The organism is Enterovibrio litoreus (assembly GCF_045679545.1).
GTDB lineage: Bacteria > Pseudomonadota > Gammaproteobacteria > Enterobacterales > Vibrionaceae > Enterovibrio.
Genome location: NZ_CP166194.1, coordinates 2439269 through 2454368, shown reverse-complemented (window position 1 = coordinate 2454368; position 15100 = coordinate 2439269). Strand labels below are relative to the sequence as shown.

Sequence of the window (15100 nt, the reverse complement as noted above, 5' to 3'; positions counted from 1 at the left end):
GGAGAACATGTAATGAAGATGTTGTTGGTGGGGCTTCTGGCTTTTGCTGGTATTGCGGGTGCGACTGAAATTACGGCAAAGAATGGTGTTGAGTTCCTTGTTGTAAATGGCAAGGATGTAAAAAAAATTGCTGCTGACGCCGACAAGCGACTGGAGTTGGCACCTGGTCGCTACCAAGTAGTTGCGCGTTATGATGATGAGGTCAAACGAGGTTCAAAAAACGTTATTTTCACATCAAAGCCTTATGTTTTGGATCTGGACGTTACTAACGACGACTTAGCATTGGTTGTTCCTCAGTTTAAATTTGAGAGCCAAGCCAACGCTTTTTTTAGAAACCCGGAGTGGGAAGTAGAAACTGTTTCTACGGGAAAAACTGAGACTATTACAAGTGTTTTGATGACGGGTAGTGGTTTTGGATCTTATAACAATATGGAAAAAGCAGTCGCTGATTTCAACAGACAAAATGGAATTATTATCGAAGGTGGCGAAGCAAAAGATTTAGAAGATGTTTTGGTCAATATTGATGATAAAGGCAACGTTGATATCACTGGCGATGCGGCAACACAGCTTAAGCTTTGGTATACCAAAGCAACCAACGAAGAAAAGAAAGCATTTAAACGTTGGATGATTGATCAAGACTTTTGATTAACCACAGTCAGCACGCGTAAAAGCCTCTATCAAGAGGCTCTTACATGATGGTAGTGATTGTGATTGCGACACTCTTCGCAACGTAACTCAGCAGGATCATTCTGCAAATCTTCTAAAGCAATACCTTCTTCGCAGTCTGCACAAAGCCCATAGAGACCTGTGTGGATTGCACAAAGTGCCGCATCAATCTTTTCAAGGCGTAAGCCATCTGCATGCAAGGTGTTGCTTTCTCTTCGGCATAGCTTAATCAGGTGCGCAGTAGGCACACTTGATACATCTAGTCCGGTTAGTGTTGTTAGCGCATCTTCCAATCGGCTACGAACGGTCTCTTTCTCATTTACGAGGTTTTTTTGTAGCTGTGCTACGATTTCTATATCAAGCATGGTGATGTCTCAGTGCGCGTCATATCCCAAGCAGTCTAGCGAATCACGGCATTCATGCTCTGATATATATCAAAACAACACGGATTAACCACGATGTTTGTCGGTATTTAGCGAAGTGGTAAACGGTTATATTGTCAGCCCACTCAGTATCCCTTCAGTTTTGTTGGGTATAAATGTTGAAGTAGAAGGATGTGAATGATGGATGCTAACTACAAAGACCCGTTTAGTGCTTTATATTTCCTAGGAATGGTGGCCGTATTGTTGATCCCAACATTGCCAGCAACCCTCACTTGGATTGGCATGCTAAGCAGATAATTTGCAAGCAGGGGGGAAGCGTGCAGCTCTCTTTAAAACGTTTTCTACTTATCGTCCTCGGATGGATATCAGTCGTCTTAGGCGTGCTAGGTATCTTCCTCCCGCTGTTGCCAACAACGCCCTTCATGTTGTTAGCCAGTGCGTGTTTCATGCGTGGCTCCCCCCGCATTGCTGCTTGGCTGCATCAACACCCTAGATTTGGTCCCATCATTTGCAATTGGAATGAGCACCGCGCGATTGATCGAAAAATTAAGCGCCGTGCCAATGTGTTCATCGTGTTGAGTTTCTCGGTTTCTGTCATTGTCGTCCCTGAGGTTTGGCATAAATGTATGCTGATTGTGATGTTGTGCGTACTTTTAATTTGGTTTAACCGTTTGCGTGAAATTGAACCGGTTGCCCACGCCCCTGAAAATACATAACATGGCGGTTTGGTTCCTGTTGGCTGGGCGAGCGTTAACATGCAATGCAAAGCGTTCATGCAATGGGATACACACAACTTCCTGAGTAGTATGGAAGCCACTTTTCGTGGTGAGTAATTATGAGCCAAGACAAAATCGCATTTATCAAAGACAGCATCAAAAGCATTCCTGACTATCCAAAAGCAGGCATCATTTTTCGTGACATCACTAGTCTGATGGAAAATGCGCAAGCCTATCAAACGACCATCGCACTGTTGGTCGAAAAATATCGCGACCAAGGCTTTACCAAAATTGTTGGCACGGAGGCGCGCGGCTTTCTTTTCGGCGCACCGTTAGCTCTTGAGTTGGGCGTTGGCTTTGTGCCGGTTCGCAAACCAGGGAAACTGCCTCGTGAAGTGATCAGCGAAAGCTATGAGTTGGAATATGGCGTCGACACGCTAGAAATTCATGTCGATGCAATCCAAAAAGGCGACAAAGTGCTGATGGTCGACGATCTGCTGGCGACTGGCGGCACTATCGAAGCCACCACCAAGCTGATCCGTCGTTTGGGTGGGGAAGTGGCCCATGCTGCTTTCATCATTAACCTGCCAGAAATCGGCGGTGAATCACGTCTTAAAGCATTAGGCCTCGATGTTTACAGCCTGTGTGAGTTTGACGGTCACTAATTGCCCGATTGAACCGTGAATGATAGAAGAGCGTGATCGTCAGGATCGCGCTCTTTTTGTGTCTGTGCTACGATTGGCGAAGATTATCGCCAGAATTTATAACGCATGAGTTATCAGGTATTAGCCCGAAAATGGCGTCCGCATCAGTTTCGCGATGTGGTCGGCCAGTCACATGTTCTGACCGCGTTGGCTAACGCGTTAGATCACAACCGATTGCATCACGCCTATCTTTTCAGTGGTACCCGAGGTGTGGGTAAAACAACCATTGCACGTATCTTCGCCAAAGGGCTGAACTGCGAACAAGGTGTGACGTCGACACCTTGTGGTGTGTGTTCGACCTGCCAGGAAATTGATCAGGGTCGATTTGTCGATCTGATGGAGATCGATGCCGCGTCTCGTACCAAGGTGGAAGACACCCGTGATTTGCTTGATAACGTGCAGTACAAACCAGCGCGTGGACGTTACAAAGTCTACTTGATTGATGAAGTGCACATGCTGTCAAGACACAGCTTTAATGCCTTACTCAAAACGCTGGAAGAGCCGCCGGAATACGTTAAATTCCTCTTGGCGACAACGGATCCCCAAAAGCTTCCTGTCACGATACTTTCTCGCTGTCTTCAGTTTCATTTGAAGCATCTTGATGCCACCCAGATAAAAGACCAGCTTACGTATGTGCTCGAACAAGAAGCTGTGCCTTCTGACGCTCGAGCGCTGTCGCTGATCGCGCGTGCAGCCGAAGGCAGTATGCGTGATGCATTGTCGCTTACCGATCAGGCCATTGCGCTTGGCAATGGTTCGGTGTCGGAGCTGCAAGTCACCGAAATGTTGGGTACGCTGAGTACAGATCAAGCCATTTTGCTGCTAGAAGCACTGGCTGAAGGTAGTGCGGATCATGTCATGCAGTGTTTGAGTCATCTTGCGGAGATGGGGGTTGAGTGGGACGGACTGCTAAAAGAAATCGCGTCGCAGCTTCATCGTGTCGCGATGGCGCAAGCATTACCAGAATCTGTTGATTCGTCGGCCCCTGATGCTGAACGCATTCTGCTTTTAGCGCATTCGCTATCTCCACAAGATGTTCAACTGTTTTACCAAATTACGCTCCAAGGGCGTCAAGATTTACCGTTTTCGCCGGACGGCCGCGCTGGATTGGAAATGGTGTTGCTGCGTCTGTTGGCCTTTCGACCGGTAACGTCATTGCAATTTGAACCTGCTCCGATTTCAGTACCATCGACAGAACCTTCAGCGAAAGCGAGCGATAGCTCATTCACGTCTGGCGTGTCGTCTGTGGCACAAGACAGGCTGGCGTCACTGAAAGCCCAAGTGGCGTCTAGTCGAGCACCTCAGCCGCAGGTGCCTGCTTCTGATTCTGCTTCTGTTCAAGCGCCAGTGGTTTCACCGACTCAGATGGCACCGCAACAAACTGCGCAGCCACAGTATGATGAAGATCCACAGCTTTCTTCTTACATGGCTGCCATGGAGCAAGATGCGCAGCGTGAATATGAGCAAGATGGGCATATTGACCCTGAGTCATCCGCGCCACAAACGTCTGTTCAGCCGCAAAGTACGAATGCAGCGACGCCGGCTTCAGGTTCACAAGGCGGTTCCTCTGCGGGCAGTTTACTGGCTGCGCGTAACATGCTGAGAAGCCGCGTGCGTCAGCAAGAGGGCCCATCGCCAAAAAAGGATAAATCGGTATCGGCTGTCGGCGAAGCGCTGTCAGTGATGGAAAGGATCGCGGCAAAACACAAGCCCGCAGATCCTGCAAAGTTCCAAGCTGCGTCGATGCCGACAGCAGATATGAATGCAGCTGACGACGCATATCGTTGGAAGCCAACACAAACAGCATCCGAGCCGAAACGGGTTGTTGTAACTCCCGAGAAAATAAAAAAAGCATTGGCGCATGAGCGAACGCCAGAAATGCGTGAAAAGCTTGAGAAAGAATCTATTGAACAAGATCCGTGGAGCCAAATCGCCAGTGCGCTTGATATTCCTCGTCTTGTTAAGCAGATGGCACTCAATGCCGCTATGGAGCAAGATGGACAGCAGATCCACTTGTTTCTTCGGGCAGAGCAAGGCCACTTAAATACTGAACAAGCGCAGGGTGTGCTTGTTGACGCATTGAGTCAACAGCTTGGTTATGCCGTTACACTCTCTGTCGAGTTGAGTGAGAAAGGCACCACGCCGCTAGAATGGCGAGACAAGCTTTACACAGAAAAACTGGCTCAGGCGAGTGAAAACCTGAATAACGATCCAAACGTTCGCTTTATCTGTCAGCGGTTTTCTGCAGAGATTGATGAAGATAGCGTTCGACCAATATAAACCATATAAACCACCTAAGAGGCTGTTTACTTTTCGAAATTGAATTTTCAGCGTTGTACATTTTAACGTTCGCCCCAATGTTATGTGTTGGAGCCGAATCGAGTGTCGACCTCAAGGTAAACAGCACAATCAAAAAGAGAGAAAATTATGTTTGGTAAAGGCGGAATGGGCAACCTGATGAAGCAAGCGCAGCAGATGCAAGAGCGCATGCAGAAAATGCAGGAAGAAATTGCCAACATGGAAGTGACCGGTGAAGCGGGCGCAGGCTTGGTAAAAATCACCATCACTGGCAGCCACAGTGTTCGTCGTGTTGACATCGATGAAAGCCTGATGGAAGACGAAAAAGACATGCTGGAAGATTTGATTGCTGCGGCATTCAACGATGCAGCGCGTCGTGTTGAAGAAGCACAGAAAGAGAAAATGGGCGACGTGACTGGCGGTATGCAGATGCCACCAGGCTTTAAAATGCCATTCTAACGGAACTCATTAATCAATTATGCGTACAAGCCAACTGCTTGAACAATTGATGGAATCTCTGCGTTGTCTGCCGGGCGTAGGCCCAAAATCAGCACAACGCATGGCATTTCATCTACTTCAACGCAATCGTCAAGGTGGCATTAGGCTATCTGAAGCGCTGCAATCTGCAATGACAGATATTGGTCATTGTGTGAAATGCCGAACCTTTACTGAAGAAGAGGAATGCGCCATTTGTGGCAATACTCGTCGTCAGGAGAATGGGCAAATTTGCGTGGTGGAAAGCCCTGCTGATATTGCCGCCATCGAGGCAACGGGGCAGTATTCTGGCCGCTACTTTGTCTTGATGGGGCACCTATCACCCCTTGATGGGATTGGGCCGTCAGACATTGGTTTGGACGTTCTCGAACGACGTCTAGCCACTGAGTCAATCTCAGAGCTGATCTTGGCGACAAACCCCACTGTTGAAGGGGAAGCCACCGCGCATTACATCAGCGAGTTGTGTGTTGAGCACAGTGTGATAGCGAGCCGTATTGCCCATGGTGTTCCTATGGGTGGCGAGCTAGAGCTAGTGGATGGTACAACCTTGTCCCATTCCATTATTGGCAGGCACAGGCTGGGGTAAAGACATCGTGCGTTGATCTGATTGGATGCAATTGGAGAGCGAAAATGAAAAGGCCGCTTCAATGGTAAGCGGCCTTTTTTTATGAAGATTTGCTGTAAAGTACCATGGAACCATGGTTCAAACTGGTGAGAAGCAATGAACCGTCACTTAATACATCAATACGTCGAACTTTCTCCGCACCGAGTCGATAGAAGGTGCGTACCAGCGCAAGATCTTCTTCTGACAACTCAGTGGTATCACCGGTGGTTACATCTTTGATTTTACCGAGCTTCAGCTTTAAATAACCGCCACTGACTTCCCACTCTCCTGACTCAGTCACGGACATGACGACCTGAATGTTATCCGTTTCGTTTTTCAGTATGATTTTAGTATCACGAGAATAAGTACGATCGGGTAAGAACACCATGCTACTTTGTTGTTCGGTGTTTGTTAGCCCTGTGACATTTCGGTAAGCTGACTCTTCAATATAATTGATTGTTTTAGAGTTCCAGTGCTTTGACAGCAGCAGGTTAGCCGTTCTGAAATCTTCGCCTAGGTAAACCCAGCCACTGGCAACAATAGAAATCAATAATAGAACGAAAGGCCCAAAGCGTTTTAGCTGATCCCTTCTTCGTGGGGTGTTTAACGGCATAGCGTGTGACTCTCCTCTTGGCTTGTCAGCAAAACATAGGTGAGATTATCATCCGCGTCTTTTTCACTGTGAATGTAGTTCAGAGAGATTTGGCTATCTTGCCCGCCTGTCACTATCACTTCTTCCAATTCGCGCTCTTGACCATAGTAAGAAATATATTTAGCCACACATCGTTCTACCATGGGTTTCCATTGACTGATACGAGCGTTGGTGACAGGAATATAAACGGGTATGTTTTGTACTGTGAGAATTTCACGAAAGGCTTTGGACTTCGGCGTGGAATAGGCATGAAATGCCAAGGGTACAAGTAACGCCAGAATCAACGCTGTCCAGGAACTGAGCGGCATTTTAGCTTTTCTTGGCGAGCTTGGCTGTGCGACGACTTCTGGCGTGGCAGGCTCGATTGGTGCCTCTATCCGATCACTCTGCGTTGTGTCTTTTTCCTTTGTCTCTTCGAGGTGAACATCCGCGGTAGCCTGAATGAGCTCTTGGTTTGCGTCAACAGCCACAACGTCGACCGCTTGGGGTAAGTCAACGGCTTGATCATTATAAGCCTCGACAGAGCAAATCACTTGGTAGCCGCGCTTAGGTACGGTTTTTACAACCATTGGGCTTTTTGTTGAGTCTTTTAGTGCTTTACGCAAGGTGGAAATGGATTGCGTGAGGCTGGAGTCGTCGACTTCAAAACCTTGCTTGCGCCAAACATAGTCATGGATACGGTTGCGCGTGACAATAGCGTGAGGCTCTTCAATTAGCACCATAAGTACTCGGCACTCGTTACTGCCCAATCGGACGAGCTCATCATTTTCATGGAGATCGACCAACGAGCTTTCGCTAGGAGAAAAGACAAAACGTTCTCCCAGAAGGTAACGGTTCGATTTAATTAGCATTCGATATATTAACCTGCGCGTATTTCGAGCGATTTTAGAAGAAAACCACTGTATATGGACGTGATTGAGCAAGATTATACTCGAAATGCGAAAACCACCTCAAGAAATCAAAAAATGAATTTTAGGCCTTGAAAAGCAATATTATGGCCTTATCTAAAGAGGGTACTTAACTGAACCACATTTGTTTGGAGTTACAATGAGCGATCAAGCCACTCTACAAAATAAAGAAACACGCGGTTTTCAATCTGAAGTGAAACAACTGCTACACCTAATGATTCACTCACTCTATTCAAACAAAGAGATCTTTTTACGTGAATTGATCTCAAACGCCTCTGATGCGGCGGATAAACTGCGCTTTAAAGCATTGTCTGATTCCTCCCTGTATGAAAATGACGGCGATCTCCGTGTCCGCCTGAGTGTCGACAAAGACGCTGGCACACTGACCATTGATGACAATGGTATCGGCATGACACGTGACGAAGTGATTGAAAATTTGGGTACGATTGCAAAATCAGGTACCGCCGATTTCTTCAAACAACTTTCTGATGACCAGACCAAAGACAGCCAACTGATTGGCCAATTTGGCGTTGGTTTTTACTCTGCCTTTATCGTGGCAGACAAAGTGACAGTGGCAACACGCGCTGCTGGTACTGACAGTGCCGACGGAACCCTTTGGGAATCTGCAGGTGAAGGTGACTACACCATCGAGGGCATTGAAAAGACTTCCCGTGGTACGTCGATCACCTTGCACCTTCGTGAAGATGACAAGGAATATCTTGATGAGTGGCGCCTGCGTGATGTGATTGGCAAATACTCTGACCACATCGGCATCCCTGTTGAGATGTGGACAAAAGAGCGCGACGAAGAAGGTAACGAAAAAGAAGAAGGTAAGTGGGAAAAAATTAACAAGGCGCAAGCGCTTTGGACCCGCTCTAAGTCAGACATCAGCGATGAAGAATATAAAGAGTTCTATAAACACATTTCTCACGATTTTGCCGATCCGCTGCTGTGGAGCCATAACCGTGTAGAAGGCAAAAACGATTACACCAGCTTACTGTATGTGCCGTCGAAAGCACCCTGGGACATGTTCAATCGTGACCACAAGCATGGCTTGAAATTGTATGTTCAGCGCGTGTTCATCATGGATGACGCGGCGCAGTTTATGCCAAATTATCTACGTTTCACTCGTGGTTTGATTGACTCCAATGATCTGCCTCTGAACGTGTCACGTGAAATTCTACAAGACAACAAAGTCACGCAAACATTGCGTAACGCGTGTACCAAGCGTGTGTTGACCATGCTAGAACGCATGGCAAACAATGATGCTGAAAAATATCAACGCTTCTGGAAAGAGTTTGGCTTGGTGCTAAAAGAGGGCCCAGCAGAAGATTTCTCAAACCGCGAGAAAATCGCTAGCCTGCTGCGCTTTGCCTCTACGCACACAGACAGTAGTGAGCAAACCGTGTCACTGGCTGACTACGTTTCGCGTATGAAGGAAGACCAAGATAAGATCTACTTCTTGACGGCGGACAGCTATCAAGCGGCGAAGAACAGCCCACACCTTGAGCAATTTAAAGCGAAAGGCATTGAAGTTATTTTGATGTATGACCGTATTGATGAGTGGTTAATGAGCTACCTGCCAGAATTTGATGGAAAGCAGTTCCAAGCCATTACGAAAGCGGACGTAGATCTCAGCAAGTTTGATGATGACACCGAGAAAGAAAAGCGCGAAGAAACGCAAAAAGCGTTTGAATCCGTGGTTGAGCGTGCAAAAGCTTACCTGGGTGATCGCGTGAAAGACGTGCGTACGACCTTCAAGCTATCTGGTACGCCAGCAGTGGTTGTGACGGATGAGTTTGAAATGGGTACGCAGATGGCGAAGCTGTTAGCTGCAGCTGGTCAGCAAGCGCCTGAGGTGAAGTACATTTTTGAACTGAACCCAGAGCATGCGCTTATTAAACAAATGGCCGATGAAGCTGATGAAGCGGTATTTGGTCGTTGGGTTGAAATGCTGTTGGGTCAAGCTATGCTCGCTGAGCGCGGTTCAATGGAAGATCCATCACAGTTCTTGACTGCAGTTAACCAGCTCTTGACTAAAGGCTAATTGCGCCAAAGTAATAAACAGATAAACAATAGTGTAAGCCCAGCACAGACGCTGGGCTTACTTATGTTATACACCTATACCTAAATACCCTTATCGAGACTCACAACACAGTTTTAGTGTTGCTGGACCGAAAGAATTTCAGCCTGAAGAACGTGTAACGGGAAACCGCTCGAAACGTGCTCTAAGGTGCTAAAACTCAGGACGTGAGGTTGTTTAGGTATCAATAACCGTGTATGTTTCAGGTTTTTGCGAAACTCCAAAGTAAAGAAAGGGGATAACTATGCGCATCATTCTTCTGGGCGCTCCAGGTGCAGGTAAAGGTACTCAAGCGCAATTCATCATGGAAAAATATGGTATTCCACAAATTTCCACTGGTGACATGCTGCGTGCTGCAATCAAAGCAGGCACCGAAATGGGCAAACAGGCGAAAGCGGTTATCGACGCAGGTCAATTGGTATCTGACGATATCATTCTGGGTCTGGTAAAAGAGCGCATCGCACAGGAAGATTGTGCGAAAGGCTTCCTATTAGATGGCTTCCCACGCACGATTCCGCAGGCTGATGGTCTGAAAGAAATCGGTGTCAATGTGGATTACGTGCTGGAGTTCGACGTTGCAGATAGCGTTATCGTTGAACGTATGAGTGGCCGTCGTGCGCACCTAGCTTCTGGTCGTACTTACCATGTTGTTTACAACCCACCAAAAGTGGAAGGTAAAGATGACATCACGGGTGAAGATCTGGTTGTTCGCGATGATGACAAAGAAGAAACAGTTCTGGCACGTCTTGGCGTTTACCACGAGCAAACTTCGCCACTGATTGCTTACTACCAAAAAGAAGCGGAAGCAGGTAACACACAATACCTGAAGTTCGATGGAACACAGCAAGTTTCTGATGTAAGCGCTGCGATCGAAAAAGCACTGGGTTAATCCCTCCTTTTCGATACAAAAAGGGTAACCTTCTGGTTGCCCTTTTTTGATCGTTTTAGATAGCGAGGAAGTAATACTTTCATGATGATGTGGTCACAGAAAGCACAAGTTAACAGTCGTTGGTGTCAGGGCTTTGTCTTTGACGCGAAAGCCGTTAATCTCGTTGAAGGTTATTGCGTTGAATATATCTATAGCCAAATCATCTGAATGTGGCGTTGAGGTTATTTGGCTATAGGTATCACATATTATTTAAGCAGGTTGAAATGGATAATAACGAAAACAAGGTAGGGGTTCTGCTGGCTAACCTTGGCACACCCGACGCGCCAACAGCAAAAGCAGTTAGCGCGTTTTTAAGTGAATTTTTGCACGATCACCGCGTAGTCGATATGACTCGCTGGCTTTGGTGTCCCTTGTTACATGGCATCATTCTTCCCGTTCGATCACCAAAAGTGGCAAAGCTTTACCAGAGCGTGTGGATGGATGAAGGCTCACCGCTCATGGTGTATTCAAAGCGACAAAAAGCAGCACTAGAGCAAATGCTGGATATTCCGGTTGAGATTGGTATGACTTATGGATCGCCGAGCTTGGCGTCAGCGGTCAGTGCGTTGGAAGCAAGAGGTTGCAACAAGATATTGGTGTTACCGCTTTACCCTCAGTACTCTCGCACTACAACGGCGGCGGTGTTTGATAAGTTGGCTAAATCGTTGAAAGCGAAACCCGTCCTGCCAGAGTTTCGTTTTATTAATCACTACTACAGTGAAGACAGCTACATTGATGCGCTCGCGCAATCGGTAGAAGCGCATTGGGCTGAGAACGGAAAGCCAGACATGTTAGTGTGTTCTTACCATGGCATTCCAAAGCGTTACGCCGACAATGGCGATCCTTACCGTGAACATTGCCTTGCGACAACAGAAAAGCTCATCAAACGTCTTAATACGGATGTGGCTTTAAAGACCACTTTCCAATCGCGTTTCGGCCGTGAAGAGTGGCTACAGCCTTATACCGACAAAACGTTAGAGCAATTGCCAAAAGAGGGTGTTAAACGTCTCGATATTATATCGCCTGCATTTTCGGTTGATTGCCTTGAAACGTTGGAAGAAATTTCAGACCAATGCCATGAAACTTTTATGGAAGCAGGCGGAGAAACTTTTAATTTCATTCCTTGTTTGAATGATTCCCCAGCGCATATTGCCATGATGAAACAGTTGGTTGAGCGTCACACGCAAAATTGGTAGCCCCTGCCAACCAGTAAATTCAATACTGACGTATACCCGAACACGTGATTTGTGCTCGGGTATAATTGTATTTGATATATTCCACCCTCAAATATGTGTGATAGAATTCTCATTTTCGCCCCTACTACGACGCATTGAATCATGAAATTCCCAGGCCAACGCAAGTCTAAGCACTATTTTCCGGTACATGCCCGCGATCCATTGATTGTTCAAGCGAGCGAACGACGCAAGCTAAAACGTCCTCATGTTATCGGTATTGACCAAACGCTGGTTGATATTGAAGCCAAGGTGAGCGATGAATTCGTGGAAAAATATGGATTAAGCAAAGGCCATTCTTTGGTGATTGATGACAAGCGAGCAGAAGCGCTGTATCAAGAACTCAAAGACAATAACATGATTACTCATGAATTTGCTGGCGGTACGATCGGAAATACGCTTCATAACTACTCCACGCTGGCCGACGACAAGTCGATTCTTCTTGGTGTGATGAGCCGCGATATCACCATTGGTAGCTACTCTTACCGCTACTTGTGCAATACGTCTAGCCGAATGGATCTGAACTACCTTGAAGCAGTGCAAGGCCCAATTGGTCGTTGTTATGCGCTGATCAGTGAAGAGGGCGAGCGTACCTTTGCCATTAGCGAAGGGCTGATGAATCAGCTGACACCAGAGTCTATTCCTGAGCACATCTTTAAAAATGCGTCGGCACTGGTGCTGACTGCCTATTTAGTGCGTTGCAAGGAAGGCGACCCAATGCCTGAAGCAACCATGAAGGCAATCGAATACGCGAAGAAATACGACGTGCCGGTTGTGATGACCATGGGCACCAAATACGTTATTCAGAATAATCCGCAATGGTGGCGCGAGTTCTTGGCAGAGCACGTATCCGTGGTTGCGATGAACGAAGAAGAAGCCGAAGCTTTAACGGGCGAATCTGATCCATTGGTTGCGGCAGATAAAACGCTAGAGTGGGTCGACATGGTGCTTTGCACCGCAGGCCCAATCGGTCTTTACATGGCAGGTTACACCGATGATGACGCCAAGCGAGAGACTTCATTGCCGTTGCTTCCAGGTTCTATTGCTGAGTTCAACCGCTATGAATTCAGCCGCCCAATGATGAAAGATCAGTGTGTAAATCCAGTGAAGGTTTACTCACACATAGCGCCTTACATGGGTGGCCCAGAGCGTATTAAAAATACCAACGGTGCAGGTGATGGTGCGTTGTCAGCGGTACTGCACGATATGTCTGCCAACCGTTACCATCGCGATAACGTGCCAAACTCGAGCAAGCACGTGCATCAGTTCCTGACTTACAGTTCGTTTTCACAGGTGTGTAAGTACGCAAACCGAGTGAGTTATGAAGTGTTGGCGCAGCATTCTCCGCGTCTTTCTCGTGGCTTGCCAGAAAGAGAAGATTCTCTGGAAGAAGCTTACTGGGAACGCTAAATCTCAACCTTATTGGGCACTGATGCTGCGTTGACTTTATGGATTCTATCAGTCGCTTAGTGAACGAAGTTTCTGAGCAGTCTCAGTTTCATCGTCTTGCCTTGGTGCCAAATGCGTTGAGATAACTGCTCTTTGTTACAGACGCAAAATAAAAAACCGCCGTGATGGCGGTTTTTTATTGGTGGGTACTGATGTTTATGCTTTTGAGTAGGCTTCGTTGTGAACAGCTGCAATCGCACGACCTGATGGGTCTGCGGCGTTTTTGAAGCTTTCATCCCACTCGATAGCCTTCGCACTTGAACATGCGATTGACGGGCCACCTGGTACACACTCTACAGCTGATGGCAGTGGGAACAATTCTTCAAAGATCTCACGGTAAACGTAAGCTTCTTTGGTTGTTGGCGTGTTGCAAGGGAAACGGTAGCTGGCTGTTTCCATTTGCTGATCAGAGATTTTCTCGTTAGCAACAGCTTTCAATGTATCAATCCAGCCATAGCCTACGCCATCAGAGAACTGCTCTTTTTGGCGCCATGCAATCGCCTCTGGCAAATAGTGCTCGAAACACTCACGAAGAATGTGCTTCTCCATTTTGCCGTTGCCACACATTTTGTCTGCCGGGTTTAGTCGCATTGCCACGTCGATGAACTCTTTGTCGAGGAAAGGTACACGACCTTCAACACCCCATGCGGCCAGTGATTTGTTGGCACGTGCACAGTCAAACATGTTCAGCGCAAGCAGCTTACGCACGGTTTCTTCGTGGAACTCTTTTGCATTTGGCGCTTTGTGGAAGTAAAGATAACCACCGAAGATTTCATCAGCACCTTCACCAGAAAGCACCATTTTGATGCCCATTGCTTTGATTTTACGTCCCAACAGGTACATTGGGGTTGATGCGCGGATGGTGGTGACATCGTAGGTTTCAATGTGATAAATCACGTCACGAATGGCGTCCAAACCTTCTTGAATGGTGTACGTCATTTCATGGTGAACGGTACCAATTTGATCTGCCACTTCGCGTGCGGCTTTTAGATCGGGAGCGCCTTCAAGGCCGATGGCAAACGAGTGAAGTTGTGGCCACCATGCTGCTGATTGCTCATCATCTTCGATACGCATTGCCGCGTAGCGTTTCGCAACTGCGGAGGTGATTGACGAGTCTAGACCGCCCGACAGCAATACACCGTAAGGCACGTCAGTCATCAACTGTCGTTTTACCGCAGCTTCCAATGCTTCTGTTAGCTCTTCTTTGCTGGTGGAGTTGTTCTGCACAGCCGCGTATTCGTTCCAATCACGAATGTAGTAGCGCTGTGGCTCCGCATCTTGAGAGCGGTAGTACGAACCTGGAGGGAATTCGCTGATGGTTTTACACACAGGCACGAGTGCTTTCATTTCTGATGCAACATAGTAGTTGCCGTACTCATCATAGCCTTGGTAAAGCGGAATAATACCAATGTGGTCGCGACCAACTAGATACTCATCTTTTTCTTCGTCATAGAGAACAAAAGCGAAAATGCCGTTTAGTTCTTCAAGCAAATCTGCACCCATGTCTTGGTACAACGCCAGAATGACTTCACAATCTGAATCGGTTTGAAATTCGTATTTGTCTTCGTAACGTGCGCGGATTTCTTTGTGGTTGTAGATCTCACCGTTAACCGCGAGGATCAACTTGCCATCAGGGCTATAAAGGGGTTGAGCGCCGCTGTTCAAACCAACGATTGCGAGACGTTCGTGCGCCAAAATTGCACGCTCGGACGAGTAAATGCCGGACCAGTCTGGACCGCGGTGGCGTAACTTCTTGGACATTTCCAAGGCAGATTCGCGTAGCGCGGACGCATCTGATTTAATATCCAAAATGCCAAATACAGAACACATAATTCCCTCTCAAACTTCCCTAATGCACGCATCATAAACGCGTTTCAATTTTGTATTGTCTTCAATTTGCCAATTTGATAGAAAAATGCAACCAGTTATGAAGATAAAAATAATAAATCCGATGTGTAAATCAATTTCATTCACCAAAAGCG

General features: G+C 47.1%; 15 protein-coding genes. 11 read left to right on the top strand and 4 right to left on the bottom strand.

Annotation, left to right across the window (positions count from 1 at the left end; genetic code table 11):
• Positions 1–12: 12 nt before the first annotated feature.
• On the top strand, positions 13–645 hold the full coding sequence (locus AB8599_RS10750; protein ID WP_407330897.1) for a DUF2057 family protein: 633 nt from the start codon (positions 13–15) through the stop codon (positions 643–645).
• Positions 646–677: 32 nt separating this feature from the next.
• Here the strand turns inward: AB8599_RS10750 and AB8599_RS10745 are convergent, their stop codons facing one another.
• Entirely contained in the window at positions 678–1031 is a 354-nt protein-coding gene (locus AB8599_RS10745; RefSeq protein WP_407330896.1) for a TraR/DksA family transcriptional regulator, read from the bottom strand.
• Positions 1032–1366: 335 nt separating this feature from the next.
• On the opposite strand from AB8599_RS10745, the gene AB8599_RS10740 reads away from it, so the two are divergent.
• The 5 genes from AB8599_RS10740 to recR all read left to right on the top strand — a co-directional run bounded on the left by AB8599_RS10740 (position 1367) and on the right by recR (position 5848).
• The gene (locus tag AB8599_RS10740) at positions 1367–1765 is read left to right on the top strand and encodes a YbaN family protein (RefSeq protein WP_407330895.1); all 399 of its coding nucleotides are present in this window, start codon (positions 1367–1369) and stop codon (positions 1763–1765) included.
• Positions 1766–1884: 119 nt separating this feature from the next.
• Positions 1885–2430: an adenine phosphoribosyltransferase gene (apt, locus tag AB8599_RS10735; protein ID WP_407330894.1), complete on the top strand. Its 546-nt coding sequence runs from the start codon at positions 1885–1887 to the stop codon at positions 2428–2430.
• Positions 2431–2535: 105 nt separating this feature from the next.
• Complete coding sequence (dnaX, locus tag AB8599_RS10730; protein WP_407330893.1) at positions 2536–4749, top strand: DNA polymerase III subunit gamma/tau; 2214 nt, start codon at positions 2536–2538, stop codon at positions 4747–4749.
• Positions 4750–4896: 147 nt separating this feature from the next.
• Complete coding sequence (locus AB8599_RS10725) at positions 4897–5226, top strand: YbaB/EbfC family nucleoid-associated protein (RefSeq protein WP_407330892.1); 330 nt, start codon at positions 4897–4899, stop codon at positions 5224–5226.
• 19 nt (positions 5227–5245) lie between these two features.
• Complete coding sequence (recR, locus tag AB8599_RS10720) at positions 5246–5848, top strand: recombination mediator RecR (RefSeq protein ID WP_407330891.1); 603 nt, start codon at positions 5246–5248, stop codon at positions 5846–5848.
• A gap of 79 nt (positions 5849–5927) precedes the next feature.
• Here recR and AB8599_RS10715 read toward each other — a convergent pair whose 3' ends face one another.
• Positions 5928–6479, bottom strand: coding sequence for a regulatory protein ToxS (locus AB8599_RS10715; RefSeq protein ID WP_407330890.1), 552 nt, complete (start codon positions 6477–6479; stop codon positions 5928–5930).
• Positions 6470–7369: a transcriptional regulator gene (locus AB8599_RS10710; RefSeq protein ID WP_407330889.1), complete on the bottom strand. Its 900-nt coding sequence runs from the start codon at positions 7367–7369 to the stop codon at positions 6470–6472. Before AB8599_RS10710 ends, AB8599_RS10715 begins: the two co-directional genes overlap by 10 nt.
• A 196-nt stretch (positions 7370–7565) precedes the next feature.
• Between AB8599_RS10710 and htpG the strand changes: the two genes are divergently transcribed.
• The 5 genes from htpG (at position 7566) to AB8599_RS10685 (ending at position 13079) form a co-directional block, all read left to right on the top strand.
• Positions 7566–9473, top strand: coding sequence for a molecular chaperone HtpG (gene htpG / locus AB8599_RS10705; protein ID WP_407330888.1), 1908 nt, complete (start codon positions 7566–7568; stop codon positions 9471–9473).
• Between the two features lie 280 nt (positions 9474–9753).
• Positions 9754–10398 carry an adenylate kinase gene (adk, locus tag AB8599_RS10700; protein WP_407330887.1) on the top strand — a complete coding sequence of 215 codons (645 nt, stop codon included), beginning with the start codon at positions 9754–9756 and terminating at the stop codon, positions 10396–10398.
• Between the two features lie 81 nt (positions 10399–10479).
• Positions 10480–10605: a hypothetical protein gene (locus AB8599_RS10695; RefSeq protein ID WP_407330886.1), complete on the top strand. Its 126-nt coding sequence runs from the start codon at positions 10480–10482 to the stop codon at positions 10603–10605.
• Positions 10606–10661: 56 nt separating this feature from the next.
• Entirely contained in the window at positions 10662–11633 is a 972-nt protein-coding gene (hemH, locus tag AB8599_RS10690) for a ferrochelatase (protein WP_407330885.1), read from the top strand.
• 141 nt (positions 11634–11774) lie between these two features.
• Positions 11775–13079, top strand: a complete 1305-nt coding sequence (locus AB8599_RS10685; RefSeq protein WP_407330884.1) for an inosine/guanosine kinase — start codon at positions 11775–11777, stop codon at positions 13077–13079.
• A 195-nt stretch (positions 13080–13274) separates the two neighbouring features.
• Here AB8599_RS10685 and asnB read toward each other — a convergent pair whose 3' ends face one another.
• Positions 13275–14948: an asparagine synthase B gene (gene asnB / locus AB8599_RS10680; protein ID WP_407330883.1), complete on the bottom strand. Its 1674-nt coding sequence runs from the start codon at positions 14946–14948 to the stop codon at positions 13275–13277.
• Positions 14949–15100 lie beyond the last annotated feature (152 nt).